This is a genomic window from Streptomyces dangxiongensis (assembly GCF_003675325.1).
GTDB classification, from domain to species: domain Bacteria; phylum Actinomycetota; class Actinomycetes; order Streptomycetales; family Streptomycetaceae; genus Streptomyces; species Streptomyces dangxiongensis.
On the sequence record NZ_CP033073.1, the window covers coordinates 4,688,862 to 4,708,200 of the forward strand.

Below are 19,339 nucleotides of genomic sequence, written 5' to 3' on the forward strand. Positions count from 1 at the left end.
GGGTTCGCGGAAGTGGTACGCGCGTGTCACGTGCGCGCAGCACCCGCTTAACACGGGCCCGGCACAGTGGTGGGTGTCGGCAGGGCGGTGGGAGCGCCTCCCGGGCCAAGCGCCCGGGGAGAGGCTCCCCGGCCAGGCCGGCGCCGAACGGCGCCATGGACCTCCGGAGCGGCTCCCGGACCTCCCTGGACGCCACGGACGCGGGGGCCCGGCCTGACCCGGCCCGCGTCCCTCGCGGGGACCGCCGTCGTCCCGCCCCCCGGAAACGGGGGTGCGGCGGTCCCCGCGAAAGTCTTCCACGCGCTCGCCCCGCTGCCGGGCACCGCGAGAGTCTCCCGGCCGTCCCCGGCCCCCGCCCGGCCGGCGGGTCACCGGTGCCGGGCCGGGTCCGGTCAGTCGTCGCCGGTGGACCGGTCGTGGCGGGGGAGGAGCCCGGGGTTCAGCCGGACCGCCTGGACCGCGTTGACGCCGACGATGCCGAGCCAGGTGACGACCGTCCCGGACAGCCCGGCGAAGGTGGCGGCGATCGCGGACAGCGGAATGGCCAGGACCAGCGTGATCAGAGCGAAGCCGTGGCGCTCGGCCCAGGAGTCGGCCGGTTTCGGCCGTCGGGTGCCGCGTGCCGCCGCCATGTCCTGCTCGGCCAGCCGGCGCCGCACCCGGCGGTCCACCGCGTCGTCGATCCGCTGTCCGACCTTCTCCAGGAACGAGTCGACCAGTACGGAGTCGTAGTCGTCGCCCAACTCCCTGCGGGCCCGCACGGTGGCGTCGAGGTCCTTCCCGAGGTCGGTGCCTCGCGGGTCGAAAGTGTTCATGCGGGTCAGCCTAGGGAGCGGCGGCCCGTGCCGCACTGGGGCCAGCCCCCGGTCCGGACCTCCGGGATGTATAACGGTATACAGTGACACGCTCTCTGAATAAATGACTGGTGTGTGTCCACGCCCCGGCGCTGTACTCTCCCGGGGCGTCGAGGACTCGCAGAGGGGGAGTACGTCATGAGTGCGACCGACAGCCCGGCCAACCGGTTGCAGGCCCTCTTCGAGGGGCACCGGCTCACGCCGACCCAGCGCCGCATCGCGCACAGCATGGTGCGCCGGGCCGCCGACGTGCCCTTCCTGTCCAGCGTGGAGCTGGCCGACCTGGCGGGGGTCAGCCAGCCGTCGGTGACCCGGTTCGCGGTCGCCCTCGGTTTCGACGGCTATCCGGCCCTGCGCAAGCACCTGCGTGAGGTCGTCCCGGCCGAACCGGTCGCCGGGGCGGGCACCTACAACGAGTACCAGCAGGCCGTCGAGGCCGAGATCGAGAACCTCAGGCACCTCGCCGAGCTGCTCGCCGACCCGCGCCCGGTGCAGAAGGCCGGCCGGATCCTCGCCGCCTCCCGCCCGCTGCCGGTGCTCGGACTGCGCGCCGCCGCCTCCCAGGCGTACGGCTTCGCCTACTTCGCCGCCAAGGTCCACCCCGACGTCCGGCTGCTCCACGAGGGCGGCACCATGATCCACGACCGCATCGACGCCGCCGTCCGCGCGGGCGCCACCGCCCTGCTGTGCTTCGCTCTGCCCCGGCATCCCCGCGAGGTCGTGGACACCCTCGCCTACGCCAGGGACGCGGGGCTGACCGTCGTCACGGTCGCCGACTCCGCGTTCGCGCCCGTCGCCAAACACTCCGACCTGCTGCTGCCCGCCGCCGTCGGCACCGGGCTGGCCTTCGACACCGCGTGCGCGCCGATGCTGCTCGGCCGGGTGCTGCTGGAGGCGGTCTGCGACGACCTGCCGGACGCCCAGGCCCGCCTGGAGGAGTTCGACGCGGGCGCGGCGGCACGCGGGCTGTTCGTGGAGTGAGGATTCCGCACGGCCTCTCTCAGACTCGTCTCACGTTCTGCCGTTAGCTTGCCTGCGAAACACAGGCGCTCACTGCAACGTGACACGGGAGGCTGACGTGGCGCGCGGAGGACAGGGACTGGCCCGGGTGGCCGTCGTCGTACGGGCGGGGGCCGCTCCGCTCTGGTGGACCGGGGCGGTCGCCGCGGGGATCGGCGCCGTACCGCAGGGACTGACCGGACGCCGGATCGGCGTCCTCGCCGGGGCGGCGCTCTTCCTGCTCGCCGCGGCCGGCGTGGCGCTCGCCCACCGGGGCCGGTACGCCGCCCTCGCCCGCGGCGCCGTCCGCGCCGGCAAGTACGACGTCCTGCAGGACCGGGCGGTGACCGTGCGCGACTGGCGCCGGGGACACCGCTGGTGGCTGCTGCTCGGCGGCGCCGCCGCCCTCGGGTCCGCCTTCGCGGTGCCCGCGGCCGGCGGCCTGCTGCTGGCCGGGATCGGCGCCGGGCTGCGGCTGAAGGCCGCGTGGCTCGGCCGGCTGGAGCGGGCCGGGCAGACGCTGCTGTGGGTGCGCGTCGACTGGCTCGGCCGGTACGGCGGACGCCCGGCCGGCAAGGCCGTCAGGGGCCTGCGGGGTACGGGCATCGCGGCCGGCGACGCGGCCCCGGGCGGGACCCGCCGCCGTACCGCGGCGCTCGTCTGAGCCGCCGTCAGACCTCCAGTTCCTCCTCGATCCGCTTGAGCTGGTGCCGGGCCATCGCCAGGTTGGCCCGGCCCGAGTCGAGGACCAGGTAGAGGAACAGGCCGTTGCCGCCGCGGCTGTTGAGCAGGCGGATCAGGTGGTACTGGTCCGACAGGGTGATGAGGATGTCCTCGATGCCGCCCTTGAGGCCCAGCATCTCCATCGTGCGCATCTTGGCGCGGATCACGTCGGTGTTGCCGGCGGCGGCCACGTTCAGGTCGAAGGTCTTGCTGCCGCCCATCGTGCCCAGCGCCATCCCGCTGGTGTAGTCGACGAGCGCGACGCCGGTGGCGCCCTCGATGGAGGTCAGCGCCTCTTTCAGCGCGGTCTCGGTGTTGGCCATGGTGAGTCCTCTCGGATCGTTCAACTGTCGGTCGCGGTGCGCGCTTCGGCGCTCGTGGTGCGGGGGGTCGGACGGACGCGGGCCGGGGGCGCGGGGCTGACGGCGCCCGGCGGTCTGCGGGCCGGGCGGGCGGTCCGGGCCGTGGCCTCGGCGGCGTCGAGCAGTTCCCCGACGCGCGCTCCGGCCCGGCGGCCCTCCAGGTGCAGCCGGCCGACGTTGACCCGGTCCTGGGCGAGCAGGGTCAGTACGGCGGTACGGCCGGCGGCGTAGGTGGCGACGTAGCCGCGCTCGCCGCGCACCAGCAGTTCGCGGAAGCCGCCGTGCCCGGTGGTGTCGGTGACCCGTACGGCGACGCCGAGCGCGGCCGCGGTGAGCGCGGACAGGCCCTCCGGGTCGACCCCGGGGGTGTCGTGGGCGATGACGAGACCGTCGACACCGGCCGCCAGGGCGCCGGTGAGCTGGGGCACCCGGGTGCGCAGCCGGCGCAGCTCGTCCAGGACGGCGTGGAGATCCTCCTCGGACACCATCAGCTCTCTCCTCTCGGCGGGGCGGTGCCGTTCAAAGTGCCTCCAGCGCATCCCTGAGCCTCTTCAGCAGCGCGATGTCGGGGTCGGTGACCGGCGGTGGGGACGGCGGAGCGGGCCGCGCGCACCCGGCCGTCGCCGGGGCGACGTGGCCGGCCGCCGCGAGCCGGCGTACGTCGACGAGCGTGTGGAAGGCCTGCCGCCCCAGGTTCCGGGCGATCTCCACGGCCGAGCGGACGCCGTCCACGCGGTCCAGGACCGCCCGCTGCCGGGGTGTCAGCGGTGTGGACGCCGCCGGGTCCGCGCGGATCAGCGGGGTGCCGTCGACGGCCGGGTCCGGCCACAGCCGGTGCAGCAGCAGGCGGCGTCGCAGCGTCTCGCGTTCCAGCGCGACGACCGGGACCGAGGGCAGCGGGCCGGGTCGGAGCGTGCTGTCGTAGCGGAACCGGCCAGGGGTGCCGCTCGGCGCCAGCGCGAAGTAGCCGGCGTCGTACAGCGCGTCCAGGTGGCACAGCTCCAGCGCGCCCGCGGGCAGCAGTCCGGAGTCCAGCAGGAGTCCGGCGGCCTGCGGGGGGCCCGCGGTGCGGGCGGCGGCCCACTGCCAGGCGGCGGTCGCGAGGGTGCCGTGGGCGGTGAGGAGCACGTCGAGGCCGGGGGCGAGGGGGCTCTCGGCGTGCACCACCCGGCCCTCGGCGAGGTACAGGGTGCCGTACTCGCGGAGCAGGACGCCGGTGGCCCGCTCCTCGGCCAGCCGGGTCAGCATCGGCGACAGCGCGCGCGGTGCCGTCTTGTCCCGCACGGGCAGGAGGGGCGGAGGTGTCCGGACCATGGTCATCCCAGCACCAGCCGGGCGGCCATCTCGCCGAGCCGGATCCGGGCGAGCGCGAGGTTGCCCTCCTCGCGGCCCAGCCACAGGTGCAGGAACACGCTGCTGTCGAAGGACGTGTCCAGGAAGCGCAGCAGGTGGTAGCTGTCACCGTTGCTGATGATCACGTCCTCCACGGGGAGCAGGTCGTCCCCGCGCGCCGCGAAGGTGCCGTGTTCGGTGGCCATCCGGGCCAGTTCGGCCGCCTCGGCGGCGGTCGTCTCGTGGTCGCCGCCGGGGGCCTCCCCGACGGTCCCGAGGGCCAGTCCGCTGGTCCAGTCCACCAGCGCGGCTCCCCGGGCACCCGGTAACCGCATCGCTTCCAGCAGGCACTCGTCGATTCCGGGCACCGTGGCTCCCCTCCCGCCTGTACTCCGGTTGAGTGACAGAGACACTACGCAACGTGTGTGCGGGAGGTGATGTGTTTGGCATTTTCCACTGGAACATGCTTCCTGCGTACTAATGTGGGTCAACTGACCTCTGTGACGCAGGAGTTGATCACCACCGGCGGGGGGTCCGTCAATGGCGCGTGGGCGCACAAGGGTGGTGAGAGCGGGCGTGCACGCCCCTCCGGACCTGCGCCGCCCCGGGGGCGCCCCCTTCCCGCAGGACCGGCCGTCCGTCCGGTGCGCGCGGACCCGGCCGCCCCCATGTATTGACTAGCCCTATTCAGGCAGACAGGATGTGAATAGACGTAGGCACCGGAGGAGGCAGACGATGTCGGGACCCCGCCCCGTACGAGCACCGCGCGGCACGGAACTCAGCGCGCTGGGATGGCAGCAGGAAGCCGCCCTGCGCATGCTCCAGAACAACCTCGACCCCGAGGTCGCCGAGCACCCCGACAAGCTCGTCGTCTACGGCGGCACCGGCAAGGCCGCCCGTGACTGGCGCTCCTTCGACGCCATGGTGCGCACGCTGAGGACGCTCAAGCAGGACGAGACCATGCTCGTCCAGTCCGGCCGCCCGGTCGGCGTGATGCAGACCCACGAGTGGGCCCCGCGCGTCCTCATCGCCAACTCCAACCTCGTCGGCGACTGGGCCAACTGGGAGGAGTTCCGCCGCCTGGAGGCCCTCGGCCTGACCATGTACGGCCAGATGACCGCGGGCTCCTGGATCTACATCGGCACCCAGGGCATCCTCCAGGGCACCTACGAGACCTTCGCCGCCGTCGCCGCGAAGAAGTTCGGCGGCACGCTCGCCGGGACGATCACCCTGACGGCCGGCCTCGGCGGCATGGGCGGCGCCCAGCCCCTCGCCGTGACCATGAACGACGGCGTCGCCCTCTGCATCGACTGCGACCCGCGCGCCATCGAGCGCCGCATCGAGCACCGCTACCTCGACGTCGCGGCCGACAGCCTGGAGCACGCCCTCCGGCTGGCCGTCGAGGCCCGTGACGCCCGCCGCCCGCTGTCCATCGGCGTCCTCGGCAACGCGGCGGAACTGGTCCCGCAGCTCCTCGCCATGAACGCGCCCATCGACATCGTCACCGACCAGACCTCCGCCCACGACCCGCTGGCCTACCTGCCCACCGGCATCGCCTTCGAGGACATGGCCGACGCCGCCGCCAAGGACCCGGCCGGCTTCACCACCCGGGCCCGGGAGTCCATGGCACGCCACGTCGAGGCCATGGTCGGCTTCATGGACGCCGGCGCCGAGGTCTTCGACTACGGCAACTCCATCCGCGGCGAGGCCCGGCTCGCCGGCTACGACCGCGCCTTCGCGTTCCCCGGCTTCGTCCCCGCCTACATCCGCCCCCTCTTCTGCGAGGGCAAGGGCCCCTTCCGCTGGGCCGCCCTGTCCGGCGACCCCGCAGACATCGCCAAGACCGACAAGGCGCTCCTGGAGCTGTTCCCCGAGAACGAGTCCCTGGCCCGCTGGATCAAGATGGCCGGCGAGCGCGTCCACTTCCAGGGCCTGCCCGCCCGTATCTGCTGGCTCGGCTACGGCGAGCGCGACAAGGCCGGCGAGCGCTTCAACGACATGGTGGCGAGCGGCGAGCTGGCCGCCCCGCTGGCCATCGGCCGCGACCACCTGGACTGCGGCTCCGTCGCCTCCCCGTACCGCGAGACCGAGGCCATGCTCGACGGGTCCGACGCGATCGCCGACTGGCCGCTGCTGAACGCGATGGTCAACGTCGCCTCGGGCGCCTCCTGGGTGTCCCTCCACCACGGCGGCGGTGTCGGCATGGGACGGTCCATCCACGCCGGGCAGGTCACCGTGGCCGACGGCACGAAGCTGGGCGGCGAGAAGATCCGGCGCGTGCTCACCAACGACCCGGGCATGGGCGTCATCCGGCACGTGGACGCCGGGTACGACAGCGCCGAGTCGGTGGCCGCCGAGCGCGGGGTCCGGGTCCCGATGCGCGAGGGTGACGAGGCGTGACCCAGCGCTCTGCCGAGTCCGTCGTGGGCAGCTCCTTCCATGAGATGTGGGCGGAGCTGCTCCCCATCGGCCGCCACCCCGGCTCCCGGGGATACCGCCGTTACGCCTGGACCGGGGCCGACGCCGACTGCCGGGCCTGGTTCGAGGAGCAGGCCCGGGTGCGGGGGCTGGCGTACGAGGTCGACCGGAACGGCAACCAGTGGGCCTGGCTGGGCGATCCGGCCGCCGGGGACGCCGTCGTCACCGGGTCGCACCTGGACTCCGTGCCGGACGGCGGCGCCTTCGACGGGCCCCTCGGGGTGGTGTCCTCCTTCGCCGCCCTGGATGAGCTGCGCGACCGGGGAGCCGAGTTCACCAGGCCGCTGGCCGTCGTCAACTTCGGGGACGAGGAGGGCGCCCGGTTCGGGCTCGCCTGCGTCGGGTCCCGGCTGACCGCCGGGCAGCTCACCGTCGAGCAGGCCCACCGGCTCACCGACGGCGACGGGGTCAGCCTGCCGCGCGCCATGGAGGCCGCCGGGTACGACCCCGAGGCCATCGGCGCCGACCCCGAGCGCCTGGCCCGGATCGGTGCCTTCGTCGAACTGCACGTCGAACAGGGCCGCGCGCTGGACCTGTCCGGCGACCCGGTCGGCATCGCCAGCGCCATCTGGCCGCACGGCCGCTGGCGGTTCGACTTCCGCGGCGAGGCCAACCACGCCGGCACCACCCGGCTGGCCGACCGCCGCGACCCGATGCCGTCCTACGCCGAGACCGTGCTCGCCGCCCGCCGCGAGGCCGAACTCGCCGGTGCCGTCGCCACCTTCGGCAAGATCTCCGTCGAGCCGAACGGCGTCAACGCCATCCCCTCGCTGGTGCGCGGCTGGCTGGACTCCCGCGCCGCCGACCAGGAGACCCTGGACACGGTCGTCGGGGGGGTGCAGAAGGCCGCCCGCGAGTACGCCGCCGCGTACGGCGTCGACCTCGACGTCGTCCGGGAGTCCTTCACCCCGGTCGTCGAGTTCGACCACGCCCTGCGGGACGAACTCGCCCGCATCCTGGGCCGGGACAGCGGCCTGCGGGTGCCCGTCCTCGGAACCGGCGCCGGACACGACGCCGGGATCCTGTCCGGGAGCATCCCGACCGCCATGCTGTTCGTGCGCAACCCCACCGGTGTCTCGCACTCCCCGGCCGAGTCCGCGGCCGAGGACGACTGCGTGGCCGGGGTGCGCGCACTCGCCGACGTACTGGAAGGACTGGCCTGCCGGTGACCGAGGGAACCTACTGGCTGGAGCACGCCTGGCTGGGCGACCGGGTCGAGCCGGGCGTGGCGGTCGACGTGGCACGGGGCCGCATCACGGCCGTCCGCACCGCGGCCCCCGCCCCGCCGCCCCGCGCCGAGGTGCTGCGCGGGCTGACCCTCCCGGGTCTGGCCAATGCCCACAGCCACGCCTTCCACCGGGCGCTGCGCGGCACCGTCCAGGTCGGCAGCGGAACCTTCTGGACCTGGCGCGAGGTGATGTACTCCGTCGCCGACAGGCTGACCCCGGAGACCTACCACGCCCTGGCCCGCGCGGTGTACGCCGAGATGGCCCTCGCCGGCATCACCTGCGTCGGCGAGTTCCACTACGTGCACCACGCGCCCGGCGGCACCCCCTACGCCGACCCCAACGCCATGGGCGAGGCGCTGATCGCCGCCGCCGCCGAGGCCGGGATCCGCATCACCCTCCTCGACACCTGCTACCTCTCCGCCGGCTTCGGGCAGCCGCCCAACAGCCATCAACTGCGCTTCTCCGACGGCGACGCGGAGGCCTGGGCCGCACGCTGCGCGGATCTCCGGGAGCGGGACCACGCCCGGATCGGGGCGGCGATCCACTCCGTACGGGCCGTGCCCGCCGGGCAGTTGGCGACCGTGGCCCGGTGGGCCGGGGAGCGGCGCGCCCCGCTGCACGTGCACCTGTCGGAGCAGACCGCCGAGAACGACGCGTGCCGCGCCGCCCACGGCCGCACGCCCACCCGGCTGCTCGCCGACCACGGCGTCCTCGGACCGCGCACCACCGGTGTGCACAACACCCACCTCACCGACGAGGACATCGCCCTGCTCGGCGGCTCGGGCACCGGCACCTGCATGTGCCCCACCACCGAACGGGACCTGGCCGACGGCATCGGCCCGGCTGCGGCGCTGCAGCGGGCCGGCTCCCCGCTCTCCCTCGGCTCCGACAGCCACGCCGTCATCGACCTGCTCGAAGAGGCACGCGCGATGGAGCTGGACGAGCGGCTGCGCACCCGCACCCGGGGCCACTGGACCGCCGCGGCACTGCTGCGGGCCGCCACCGCCGACGGCCACGCCGCCCTGGGCTGGGACGACGCCGGCACCATCGAGCCCGGCGCGCTCGCCGACCTGACGACGATCGCCCTGGACACGGTCAGGACGGCCGGGCCGCTGCCCAGGCTGGGCGCCGAGACGGCCGTCTTCGCGGCGGGCGCGGCGGACGTACGGCACACGGTCGTGGGCGGCCGGCACGTCGTACGCGACGGCGCGCACACGCTCGTACCGGACGTGCCGCGGGCGCTGGCCGCCGCCGTCGAAGCCCTGCGCGGCTGAGGAACGCCGACTCCCCCGAGGACGACACCATGAGCAGCACCGTCATCACCAACATCGCCACGCTGGTCACCAACGACCCCTCCCTGGGAGGCTCCCCCCTCGGTCCCATCCAGGACGCGGCCGTCGTCATCGACGGCGACCGCATCGCGTGGACCGGTGAAGCAAGCAAAGCACCCGCCACCGACAACCGGGTCGACGCGGGCGGCCGGGCGGTGCTGCCGGGGTTCGTGGACTCCCACTCCCACCTGCTCTTCGCGGGCGACCGCACGCAGGAGTTCAACGCCCGCATGTCCGGCCGCTCCTACACCGCGGGCGGCATCCGCACCACGGTCGCCGCCACCCGGGCCGCGAGCGACGCGGAGCTGGAGGCGAACCTGACCCGCTACCTGGCGGAGGCGCTCCGCCAGGGCACCACCACCTTCGAGACCAAGTCGGGCTACGGCCTGACCGTCGAGCACGAGTCGCGCGCCCTGCGCATCGCGGCCGGGCACACCGAGGAGGTCACCTACCTCGGCGCGCACATCGTCCCCCCGGACCACGCCGACGACCCGGCGGCCTACGTCGCCCTGGTCACCGGCGAGATGCTGGACGCCTGCGCGCCGCACGCCCGCTGGATCGACGTGTTCTGCGAGAAGGGCGCCTTCGACGGCGACCAGGCCCGCGCGATCCTCACGGCCGGCCGGGCGAAGGGCCTGCACCCGCGGATCCACGCCAACCAGCTCTCCTACGGCCCCGGCGTCCAGCTCGCCGTCGAACTCGACGCGGCCAGCGCCGACCACTGCACCCACCTCACCGACGCGGACGTCGACGCCCTGGCCCAGGGACGTACGGTCGCCACCCTGCTGCCCGGCGCCGAGTTCTCCACCCGCGCGCAGTGGCCCGACGCCCGCCGCCTGCTGGACGCGGGCGTCACCGTCGCCCTCTCCACGGACTGCAACCCCGGCTCCTCCTTCACCTCGTCGGTGCCGTTCTGCATCGCCCTCGCCGTCCGTGACATGGGGATGACTCCCGACGAGGCGGTCTGGTCGGCCACGGCGGGCGGCGCCGCCGCCCTGCGCCGCACCGACATCGGCCGCCTCACGCCCGGCGCCCGCGCCGACCTGACCCTCCTGGACGCCCCGAGCCACGTCCACCTGGCCTACCGGCCGGGGGTGCCGCTGGTCAGCGGGGTGTGGCGCGGGGGCGTACGCGTCGTCTGACCGGCGGCCGGAACACCCGGCAGCGGAGCCCGCTCGACGTCCTCGCGGACCGGTCAGGCGGGCTCCACCGCGCTGCCTCCGCGGCCACCACCCACCACCGGCGCCCGCCCTCCGTCCACCACCGGCGCCTGCCCGCCGGCCGCCACCGTGGCCTGCCCGCCGTCCACCGTGGCACCATCCGCCGGGTCACCACCCACCGTGACACCGTTCGCGGCGACCCCGTCCGCGCCCGCGCCGCCCTTCCCACCCCGGTCCGCCGGCGTCCGGCCTGCCGGACCGATCCGACCCCATGCCGTACCGGCGAGCACCAGGACCGCGCCGAGGTATCCGAGCGGGCCCGGCCGGTCGCCGCCCAGGGCGATGCCGACGGCCGCGGCCCACACCGGCTCCGTGCCGAGCAGCAGGCTGACCCGGGAGGGGGACGTACGCCGGACCGCCCACATCTGCACGAAGAACGCGAGCAACGTGCAGAACACGGACAGGTACAGCAGCCCCAGCCAGCCCCCGGCGCCGAACCCGGCCGCGGCCGACCAGGGCGAGGCGCCGGTGCCCGGCAGCGCCGCCAGAGCGGCGAACACCACCACCGCCCCGCCGAGCTGAACGGTCGTCAGCGACAGCGCGTCCGCCCCGCGCACCGACCTCATACGGGACATGGCCAGGACGTGCGCCGTACGGGCGGCGGCTGCCCCGAGCATCAGCAGGTCGCCGCCGGTCGGGGCGGTGAAACCCGCGCCCAGGGTCAGCAGGGCGACACCCAGCACCGACAGTCCGGCCGCCGCCACGAAGGACCCGGGCAGCCGGGTGCCGCGCACCCTGCTCTCGGCGAGCGGGGTGAACACCATGGTGAGGCTGATGATCAAACCCGCGTTCGTCGCCGAGGTGTGCACCACCCCGTACGTCTCCAGCAGGAAGATCCCGGCCAGGATCAGCCCCAGCAGACCGCCGCCGCGCACCTGGACCGCGCTCAGCGCGCGCAACCGCCGCCGGCCGGTGACGACCAGCACCGGCACGGCCACGGCGAACCGCAGCACCAGCACGGCGAGCACCGTCCGCTCCGTGGTGACGCCCTTGGCGGCCAGGTAGCTGGAACCCCACACCACCGCGACCAGCAGAACGGGAAGATCGGTGAACCGGCCGCCGCGGGCCGCGGTGACAGTCATGGACATCCTTCGGGGCGTACGGACGGGGGCGTACGGGCGGGGCCCGCGGACGGGCGTACCGCGTCGGCATGACGGTTGCCCGGGCGGGTACTCCTCAGCCGGTGGAGGCTGTCCGGGAACGCGGGAGCGGCCCGGCGCGTCGGCCGGGCCGCTCCCGCGGTGCACGAAGGGGTCACTCCACCACGGTCAGTCCCTTGCGCAGCCGGACCAGCGTGCGCGACAGCAGCCGGGACACGTGCATCTGGGAGATGCCGAGTTCCTCGCCGATCTCCGACTGCGTCATGTTCGCCACGAACCGCAGCGAGAGGATCTTCCGGTCGCGGGACGGCAGACCGGCGATCAGCGGCTTGAGCGACTCGATGTACTCGATGCCCTCCAGCCCGTGGTCCTCGTACCCGATGCGGTCCGCGAGCGCGCCCTCGGAGTCGTCCTCGTCGGGCTGGGCGTCCAGCGAGGAGGCCGTGTAGGCGTTCGAGGCGGACATGCCCTCGACGACCTCCTCGTTGGAGAGGCCGAGCCGCTCGGCGAGTTCCGCGACCGTCGGGGCGCGGTCCAGCTTCTGCGCCAGCTCGTCACCGGCCTTGGCGAGGTCCAGCCGAAGTTCCTGCAGCCGGCGCGGGACGCGCACGGACCACGAGGTGTCACGGAAGAAGCGTTTGATCTCGCCGATGATGGTCGGCATCGCGAATGTGGGGAATTCCACACCACGGGCGAGTTCGAAGCGGTCGATCGCCTTGATCAGACCGATCGTGCCGACCTGGATGATGTCCTCCATCGGCTCGCTGCGGGAGCGGAAGCGGGAGGCGGCGAACTTGACGAGCGCGAGGTTCAGCTCGACGAGCGTGTTGCGGACGTACGCGTGCTCGTGCGTCCCTTCCTCCAGCGACTCCAGGCGCTCGAAGAGGGTCTTGGACAGCGCTCGCGCGTCGACCGGGCCGATCTCGTCGTACGGGGGGATCTCCGGGAGTCCCTCGGTGGGGTCGAGGGGGCCGATGGGATGATCCAGTTGTTCCGGTGGGGGTGTCGACGTCGCGATCGGGGTATGCGATGCGTCGAGCCGGGGTGACATGGGTGTCCTCCATCGTTCTCGGCATATGGCTGCCGAAGCCAGTGCGTGCACTACGGTGTGCGGCGCCTCCGAAGCCGGCGTGTAGGGATGTGTGTCCTTACTAGCCCTACCCGCTGAACCGAGCGAGTCGCAAGTGAGTTCTGTTGTGATATGTCCGTTTCCGCGCGGTTGTTCGGGTGTCGGAGTGCGCGGGGAAGGCGTAATGTTCGAGGGCATCAGCAGCCAAGACCTCGGGAGAGAGACGGCATGGACCACGGGACGGTCGGCAGCGCACAGTCGGGCCGACTTCTGGTGGAGGTGCGGGAAGAGGGCTCCAGCGCCGTAGTGACACCGGCCGGAGAGCTGGACAACCACACCGCCGATCTTCTGCGGGAGCCCCTCGACGACCTTCTGGCCAAGGGCTTCGCACGGCTCGTGGTGGACTGCTCACGCCTGGAGTTCTGCGACTCCACAGGGCTGAACGTTCTGCTCGGCGCCCGGCTGAAGGCGGAGGCCGCCGGAGGCGGTGTCCACCTGGCCGGAATGCAGCCAGTAGTCGCCCGCGTGTTCGAGATCACAGGGGCCGAGGCGGTCTTCACCGTCCACGACTCCCTGGAGGCGGCCCTGGCCGACGGTGCCGACTGACCCGCGGCCCGCGCGGCCCGTTCCGCGCACCCGCCGCCGGCCGCTTTCCGGGCGTTGCACGCGTCACGCCGAACACAGGGGTGTTCCGCCGGATCGGTCGGGCAGGAGAGGGCAGAAGAACCCTGAGGCGACCGGACGGCCGCCGGACCCGGCCCGGGTCCGGCGAACGGCCTGGACGGGACGTGCCTCGGCGGACCGGTGGTCACCACGCACGGACGACGTGCGGGCGACGGCCGGACGACGTACGACCCGGCACCGGCGGTGCCGGACTTTTGACCGCACTTTTTGGATCATGAACTGGTGAATCGGTGAGGTGAAGCGCTGATGAGCACCACCCGGCCTTACTCGCCGGGCGACCGCGGCCCGGAGCCCAGCGGCGCTTCCGGGGCGTCCGAGGGGGCTGCGCCGGTCGTCGGCGCAGCCACGGGGGCAGCCGCGCCGTCCGTGCCGTCCGGCCCGACCGACGGCACACCGCAGGAACGGAGCCGGCAGATCCGCAGACTCCGTCTGGAGGGCGAGAGCGGGGTCGTCCCGCTCGCCCGCGACTTCACCCGCCAGGCGCTGTACGCGTGGGGCTGGCTGCCCGCCGACTCCGCGGACCGGCGGGCCGCCGCCGAGGACGTCCTGCTCGTCGTCTCCGAGCTGGTCACCAACGCCTGCCTGCACGCCGAGGGCCCCGACGAGCTGTTCCTCTCCTGCGACAACAAGGTGATCCGGGTGGAGGTCTCGGACCGGGGTGCCGGCCAGCCGGCCCCGCGCAACCCGCACCGCGCCGGCCGCCCTGGCGGACACGGCATGTTCATCGTGGAGCGGCTGTGCCTGGACTGGGGCGTGGTCCGCGCGGCCGACCACCCCGGCAAGACCGTCTGGGCGGAAATGGGCGCACCCGCCTGACCGTTGCCGCGAGGCGGCGCGTGAGCGCCGCCGTACCGCCTCCGGAGCCCCCGCCCCACCGAGTCGTTCCCCAGCACCGCCACCGGAGCCTGTGCCGCCCCGGTGGTGTTCCTCGCGCCGCCACCCCGCCGCGCGACACGCCTCACCTCCCCGCAAGTTCCGCCGTACCGCGACGGCGCTCTCCGACACCCCGTCAGAAGCCCGGTCCTGCCGAGCCGTGCCCTGCCCCTGCCCGGCGCACCACCCCTGTCACCGGCCACACCGACGGTCGGACGGCGCGCAGGACACGCGGAAGGGCGCCGTATCCCAGGCGCACGCGGCGCAGGCCGCCGCACCTCGTGAAACACCGGCAGGGCCCCGTAGAACGCCCGGAGGGCCGCCGCATCCCGGGATGCGGCGGCCCTCCGGCCATGTCGAGCGGGGGTCAGTTCACGTTGCCCATGAGCTTCTTGACCTTGTTGCGGTACATCCACACCGCGAAACCGGCGATCACGGCGAGCGCGGCCTCCAGGGCGACGAAGCCCATCCGGTCGAGGTTGACGCCGCCTACGGCCGGGTTGGACAGCAGCGCGGTGATCGAGTCGCCCGCGGTGACCGCGAGGAACCAGACGCCCATCATCTGCGAGGCGTACTTCTTCGGCGCCATCTTCGTCGTCACCGACAGACCCACCGGCGACAGCGTCAGCTCACCGACGGTCTGCACGAAGTAGATCGCGACCAGCCACAGCGCCGCGGCCTTGTGACCGCCCTCGGCGATCGACAGCGGGGCGAGGAAGAGGAAGAAGGACGCGCCCACCAGGACCAGGCCGGAGGAGAACTTCACGATCGTGCTCGGCTCCTTGCCGCGCCGGTTCAGCCACAGCCACAGCCAGGCGAAGACGGGCGCTAGGGCCATGATCATGACCGGGTTGACCGACTGGTACCAGGAGACCGGGAACGTCCAGCCGAGGACCGAGTTCTTGGCCGAGTCCGAGGCGAAGATCGACATGGTCGAGCCGCCCTGGTCGTAGATCATCCAGAAGACGGCGGCGGCAACGAAGAACCAGATGTACGCCGACACCTTCGAGCGCTCCGCCGGCTCCAGGTCCTTGTCGCGCAGGATCCGGGTGATGACCAGGATCGGCACGATGAGGCCGATCAGGGTGAGCGGGATCAGCGCCCAGTTCAGCGTGAAGTGGCCGGAGAAGCTCACGGCGCCGTAGAAGACGGCGGCGACGGCCAGCCAGATCAGGCCCTTGCGCAGGGTGGCGGCCTTCTCCTCGGCCGACAGCGGGGTGGGGACCTCGCTGCTGCGCGGGTTCAGGTGACGCCCGCCGAGCAGGTACTGGACGAGGCCCAGCGCCATGCCCAGTGCGGCCAGCGCGAAGCCCAGGTGCCAGTTGACGTTCTCACCGACGGTTCCGATGACCAGCGGCGCGACGAAGGCGCCGAGGTTGATGCCGATGTAGAACAGCGTGAAGCCGGCGTCCCGGCGAGGGTCGTCCGGGCCCTTGTACAGGTGGCCGACCATCGTGGAGATGTTGGCCTTCAGCAGCCCGGAGCCGATGGCGACGAGACCCAGGCCGACGAAGAAGCTGGCGGCGGCGGGCAGCGCCAGGCACAGGTGGCCGAGCATGATGACCAGACCGGCGACGGCGACCGTCTTGCGGGGGCCGAGCACCCGGTCGGCGAACCAGCCGCCGGGCAGGGCGAGCAGGTAGACGAGCGACACGTACACGGAGTAGATCGCGGTCGCCGTGCCCGCGTTCATGTGCAGGCCACCCGGGGCCACCAGGTACAGCGGGAGCAGGGCCCTCATGCCGTAGTAGGAGAAACGCTCCCACATCTCGGTCATGAAGAGAGTGGCCAGTCCGCGGGGGTGGCCGAAGAAGGTCTTCTCGGACCCGGGGGTGCCCGGGCGGACCGAGTCCTTCGTCAGGCTGGACGCCATGGTCGTTCCTTGCTGGTCGGGACGCGCGGTCGAGCGTGCGCGCCCGGTGGGGGTGCGGCCGGCACCGGCGGGGTCGGCCGCCCACCCCCACGCCCAGGGGGAGTCCGCTTCCGGATCACGGAAGCGGTGGACGGCGACCACCGGGATCCACGCCCCGACGCGTCGCTGCGTCCGGAGCCCGGCCAGAGGTCATTCCTTTCAAGGCTGATCCTGATCAGCCCGCACACAAAAGAGACCTTCAGCGTCCACTGCCCGCCAAAGGCCCCCGGTGTACTACAGGCGTTCAGGGTCACCATACGGCAGGACACTGCCGGATATGGAAGGACTTGAGACGCGGATCACAGGTGTCACGGGAACCGCACGAGGGAATTCGAAGGTCCCTTCTACGATCCCATCCCCAGGTCAATGGTTCGTACCACCGGGTCGCGAAGGTAAGAAGCCCGGGAAGCGATCACACCCCGGCACCCTCCGTGGGCGGTCTACCATCACCTCATGACCCGTGTACTGCTCGCCGAGGACGACGCGTCCATCTCGGAGCCGCTGGCCCGCGCCCTGCGCCGGGAAGGTTACGAGGTCGAGGTGCGCGAGGACGGACCCGCCGCGCTCGACGCCGGAATGCAGGGCGGTGTCGACCTGGTCGTGCTGGACCTGGGCCTGCCCGGCATGGACGGCCTGGAGGTCGCCCGCCGACTGCGCGCCGACGGCCAGACCGTGCCGGTCCTCATCCTGACCGCGCGGGCCGACGAGGTGGACACCGTCGTCGGCCTGGACGCGGGCGCCGACGACTACGTCACCAAGCCCTTCCGGCTCGCCGAACTGCTCGCCCGGGTCCGGGCCCTGCTGCGGCGCGGCGCCGCCGAGCCGCAGCAGCCGCCGGCCACGCACGGAGTGCGGATCGACGTCGAGTCGCACCGGGCCTGGATGGGCGACGAGGAACTCCAGCTCACCGCGAAGGAGTTCGATCTGCTGCGGGTGCTGGTGCGGGACGCCGGCCGGGTCGTGACCCGGGATCAGCTGATGCGCGAGGTGTGGGACACCACCTGGTGGTCCTCGACCAAGACCCTCGACATGCACATCTCCTGGCTGCGCAAGAAGCTCGGCGACGACGCGGCGAACCCGAGGTACATCGCGACGGTCCGCGGCGTGGGCTTCCGCTTCGAGAAGAGCTGAGCGTGCGGAGCTGAGCCGACACGGCTGAGCGAGCAGAGCCGAGCCCGGACCCAGCGACAGCACAGGTGACCGACCATGCGCCGACGTCTCATCCAGTCCACCCTCGCCGTCGTCCTGGTGGTGATCGCCGTCTTCGGCGTCTCCCTGGTGATCGTGGAGACGCGCACGATCAGCAACAGCGCCCAGGAGCGGGTGTACTCCGAGGCGGTGCGGCTGGCCAGCATCGTCGACAGCCGGGTCCTGGCCGCCGAGAACGTCAACGCGGACGTGCTGCGCAACCCGGTCAGCAAGGACCAGTACGCGGTGATCCGCATGCCCGGCCGGCCGCCCATCGAGATCGGCGCCCCGCCGGAGGGTGACGTCATCCGCGCCCGGCAGACGGGCGAGGAGGGCGAGACCGTCACCGTGGAGGAGCCGCGCTCCGCGGTGACCCGCGAGGTCGGCCGCACCCTGCTGATCATCGGGCTGGTGGCGCTGCTCGCCGTGGTCGCCGCCGTGCTCCTCGCCGTACGCCAGGCCAGCCGGCTCGCCTCCCCGCTGACCGACCTCGCCGAGACCGCCGAGCGGCTCGGCTCCGGCGACCCGCGCCCCCGGCACAAGCGCTACGGCGTCCCCGAGCTGGACCGGGTCGCCGATGTGCTGGACTCCTCCGCCGAGCGGATCGGGCGCATGCTGACCGCCGAGCGGCGACTGGCCGCCGACGCCTCCCACCAGCTCCGCACGCCGCTGACCGCCCTGTCCATGCGGCTGGAGGAGATCACCCTCACCGACGACCCGGACACGGTGAAGGAGGAGGCGACCATCGCGCTGACGCAGGTGGAACGGCTGACGGACGTCGTCCAGCGGCTGCTGACCAACTCCCGCGACCCGCGCACCGGCTCCGCCGTCACCTTCGACCTCGACGAGGTCATCCAGCAGCAGCTCGCCGAGTGGCGGCCCGCCTACCGCAGCGCCGGCCGGGCGGTCGTCAGCTCCGGCAAACGGCATCTCCAGGCGGTCGGCACCCCGGGCGCGGTCGCCCAGGTGCTGGCCGCGCTGATCGAGAACTCCCTGATGCACGGCGGCGGGACCGTCGCCCTGCGCACCCGGGTCACCGGCAACCAGGCCGTGATCGAGGTCACCGACGAGGGGCCGGGCGTGCCGGCCGACCTCGGCGCGCGGATCTTCGAGCGCACGATCAGCGGGCGGAACTCCACGGGTATCGGCCTGGCCGTCGCCCGGGACCTCGCGGAGGCCGACGGCGGCCGGCTGGAGCTGCTCCAGGCGCAGCCCCCGGTCTTCGGCCTGTTCCTCTCCCGCACGCCCCCGGCCCGCACCTTGGACGAGGACCGCCCGACGGTCCGCTGAGCGCTCCCGTCACCGACCCCGCCGCGGCGCTCCCGTCAGCGGACGCGCTGCTGCGGCTCGGACGTGTGCGGTGCCGGGTGCGCCTCGGCCGCGAGGATCGACTCCGCCTCGCGGGACGGCAGCGCCCGGAACACCCAGGTGCGGTACGACCAGAAACGGAACAGGGTCGCGACGCCGATGCCGACGAACTTGAAGACGTTGCTCTGGAGCGGGCTGTCCCAGCCGAAGCCGTAGGTAGCCAGGTACAGCAGGCCGTTCTCGATCACCAGGCCGATCGCGCTGAACAGCAGGAACAGCGAGAGTTCCTTGGTGCGGCCGTGCTTGTCGCGGTCCCGGTAGGTCCAGTAGCGGAAGCCGACGTAGTTGAAGACGATCGCCACGACGGTCGCGATGACACTGGCCCGCACCACCGGCAGCCCGGAGACGTGCCGGACCAGGTTGAAGACACCGAGATTGACGAGGACACCGGCGCCGCCGACGGCCCCGAACTTGGCCACCTCGCGTACGAGCCGTTGCAGCCCCGAGGAACGAGGTTCCATGGCTGTGCAGCTCCTGTCGGTAGGTTCCGTCAACGCCGCCATGCTATCCGGGCCGGGCCGCCGATGCCCGTGGGCCGGGACACGCCCCGGAAACGACCTGGAAAGAGCCGGGAAAGCGCTGGGTAAGAGATCGGGAGCGGGACGGTATCCGGCCGC

18 protein-coding genes and 1 pseudogene are annotated in these 19,339 nt (G+C 72.9%); 10 read left to right on the forward strand and 9 right to left on the reverse strand.

Annotation, left to right across the window (positions count from 1 at the left end; all coding sequences use genetic code 11):
* Positions 1 to 392 precede the first annotated feature (392 nt).
* On the reverse strand, positions 393 to 815 hold the full coding sequence (locus D9753_RS21115) for a hypothetical protein (RefSeq protein ID WP_121788409.1): 423 nt from the start codon (positions 813 to 815) through the stop codon (positions 393 to 395).
* Between the two features lie 177 nt (positions 816 to 992).
* Here D9753_RS21115 and D9753_RS21120 point away from each other — a divergent pair, with 177 nt between their 5' ends.
* Together D9753_RS21120 and D9753_RS21125 are read left to right on the forward strand one after the other, a co-directional pair.
* Positions 993 to 1,835: a MurR/RpiR family transcriptional regulator gene (locus D9753_RS21120; RefSeq protein WP_121788410.1), complete on the forward strand. Its 843-nt coding sequence runs from the start codon at positions 993 to 995 to the stop codon at positions 1,833 to 1,835.
* Between the two features lie 97 nt (positions 1,836 to 1,932).
* Positions 1,933 to 2,517, forward strand: a complete 585-nt coding sequence (locus tag D9753_RS21125; RefSeq protein WP_121788411.1) for a hypothetical protein — start codon at positions 1,933 to 1,935, stop codon at positions 2,515 to 2,517.
* A 7-nt stretch (positions 2,518 to 2,524) separates the two neighbouring features.
* Here D9753_RS21125 and D9753_RS21130 read toward each other — a convergent pair whose 3' ends face one another.
* Genes D9753_RS21130 through D9753_RS21145 form a run of 4 tightly spaced genes read right to left on the reverse strand, consistent with a single transcriptional unit; the run spans position 2,525 to position 4,638 of the window.
* Positions 2,525 to 2,899 carry a roadblock/LC7 domain-containing protein gene (locus tag D9753_RS21130; protein WP_121788412.1) on the reverse strand — a complete coding sequence of 125 codons (375 nt, stop codon included), beginning with the start codon at positions 2,897 to 2,899 and terminating at the stop codon, positions 2,525 to 2,527.
* 20 nt (positions 2,900 to 2,919) lie between these two features.
* On the reverse strand, positions 2,920 to 3,426 hold the full coding sequence (locus D9753_RS21135) for a roadblock/LC7 domain-containing protein (protein ID WP_121788413.1): 507 nt from the start codon (positions 3,424 to 3,426) through the stop codon (positions 2,920 to 2,922).
* 31 nt (positions 3,427 to 3,457) lie between these two features.
* A complete protein-coding gene (locus D9753_RS21140; RefSeq protein ID WP_121788414.1) occupies positions 3,458 to 4,258 on the reverse strand; it encodes a transcriptional regulator in 801 nt (266 codons plus the stop codon).
* Entirely contained in the window at positions 4,255 to 4,638 is a 384-nt protein-coding gene (locus D9753_RS21145) for a hypothetical protein (protein ID WP_121788415.1), read from the reverse strand. Before D9753_RS21145 ends, D9753_RS21140 begins: the two co-directional genes overlap by 4 nt.
* Positions 4,639 to 5,005: 367 nt before the next feature.
* Between D9753_RS21145 and hutU the strand changes: the two genes are divergently transcribed.
* Genes hutU through hutI form a run of 4 tightly spaced genes read left to right on the forward strand, consistent with a single transcriptional unit; the run spans position 5,006 to position 10,450 of the window.
* Positions 5,006 to 6,670, forward strand: coding sequence for a urocanate hydratase (hutU, locus tag D9753_RS21150; RefSeq protein WP_121788416.1), 1,665 nt, complete (start codon positions 5,006 to 5,008; stop codon positions 6,668 to 6,670).
* Positions 6,671 to 6,714: 44 nt separating this feature from the next.
* A complete protein-coding gene (locus D9753_RS21155) occupies positions 6,715 to 7,917 on the forward strand; it encodes an allantoate amidohydrolase (protein ID WP_121791204.1) in 1,203 nt (400 codons plus the stop codon).
* Positions 7,914 to 9,251, forward strand: a complete 1,338-nt coding sequence (locus D9753_RS21160) for a formimidoylglutamate deiminase (protein WP_121788417.1) — start codon at positions 7,914 to 7,916, stop codon at positions 9,249 to 9,251. Before D9753_RS21155 ends, D9753_RS21160 begins: the two co-directional genes overlap by 4 nt.
* 29 nt (positions 9,252 to 9,280) lie before the next feature.
* The gene (gene hutI / locus D9753_RS21165; protein ID WP_121788418.1) at positions 9,281 to 10,450 is read left to right on the forward strand and encodes an imidazolonepropionase; all 1,170 of its coding nucleotides are present in this window, start codon (positions 9,281 to 9,283) and stop codon (positions 10,448 to 10,450) included.
* 281 nt (positions 10,451 to 10,731) lie between these two features.
* On the opposite strand, the pseudogene D9753_RS21170 reads toward hutI, so the two are convergent.
* Positions 10,732 to 11,610 (reverse strand): annotated as a pseudogene (locus D9753_RS21170) (DMT family transporter); the annotation flags it as partial.
* Between the two features lie 172 nt (positions 11,611 to 11,782).
* Positions 11,783 to 12,679 carry an RNA polymerase sigma factor SigF gene (locus D9753_RS21175; protein ID WP_121788419.1) on the reverse strand — a complete coding sequence of 299 codons (897 nt, stop codon included), beginning with the start codon at positions 12,677 to 12,679 and terminating at the stop codon, positions 11,783 to 11,785.
* Positions 12,680 to 12,925: 246 nt separating this feature from the next.
* On the opposite strand from D9753_RS21175, the gene D9753_RS21180 reads away from it, so the two are divergent.
* Complete coding sequence (locus D9753_RS21180; RefSeq protein ID WP_121788420.1) at positions 12,926 to 13,303, forward strand: STAS domain-containing protein; 378 nt, start codon at positions 12,926 to 12,928, stop codon at positions 13,301 to 13,303.
* A gap of 324 nt (positions 13,304 to 13,627) precedes the next feature.
* Entirely contained in the window at positions 13,628 to 14,197 is a 570-nt protein-coding gene (locus tag D9753_RS21185; protein ID WP_121788421.1) for an ATP-binding protein, read from the forward strand.
* 424 nt (positions 14,198 to 14,621) lie between these two features.
* Here the strand turns inward: D9753_RS21185 and D9753_RS21190 are convergent, their stop codons facing one another.
* Positions 14,622 to 16,127, reverse strand: coding sequence for a peptide MFS transporter (locus D9753_RS21190; RefSeq protein ID WP_121788422.1), 1,506 nt, complete (start codon positions 16,125 to 16,127; stop codon positions 14,622 to 14,624).
* A 492-nt stretch (positions 16,128 to 16,619) separates the two neighbouring features.
* On the opposite strand from D9753_RS21190, the gene D9753_RS21195 reads away from it, so the two are divergent.
* Together D9753_RS21195 and D9753_RS21200 are read left to right on the forward strand one after the other, a co-directional pair.
* Positions 16,620 to 17,297: a response regulator transcription factor gene (locus D9753_RS21195; protein WP_121788423.1), complete on the forward strand. Its 678-nt coding sequence runs from the start codon at positions 16,620 to 16,622 to the stop codon at positions 17,295 to 17,297.
* A 75-nt stretch (positions 17,298 to 17,372) separates the two neighbouring features.
* A complete protein-coding gene (locus D9753_RS21200; RefSeq protein WP_121788424.1) occupies positions 17,373 to 18,644 on the forward strand; it encodes an ATP-binding protein in 1,272 nt (423 codons plus the stop codon).
* 35 nt (positions 18,645 to 18,679) lie between these two features.
* Here the strand turns inward: D9753_RS21200 and D9753_RS21205 are convergent, their stop codons facing one another.
* The gene (locus D9753_RS21205) at positions 18,680 to 19,183 is read right to left on the reverse strand and encodes a GtrA family protein (RefSeq protein ID WP_121788425.1); all 504 of its coding nucleotides are present in this window, start codon (positions 19,181 to 19,183) and stop codon (positions 18,680 to 18,682) included.
* Between the last annotated feature and the right edge of the window lie 156 nt (positions 19,184 to 19,339).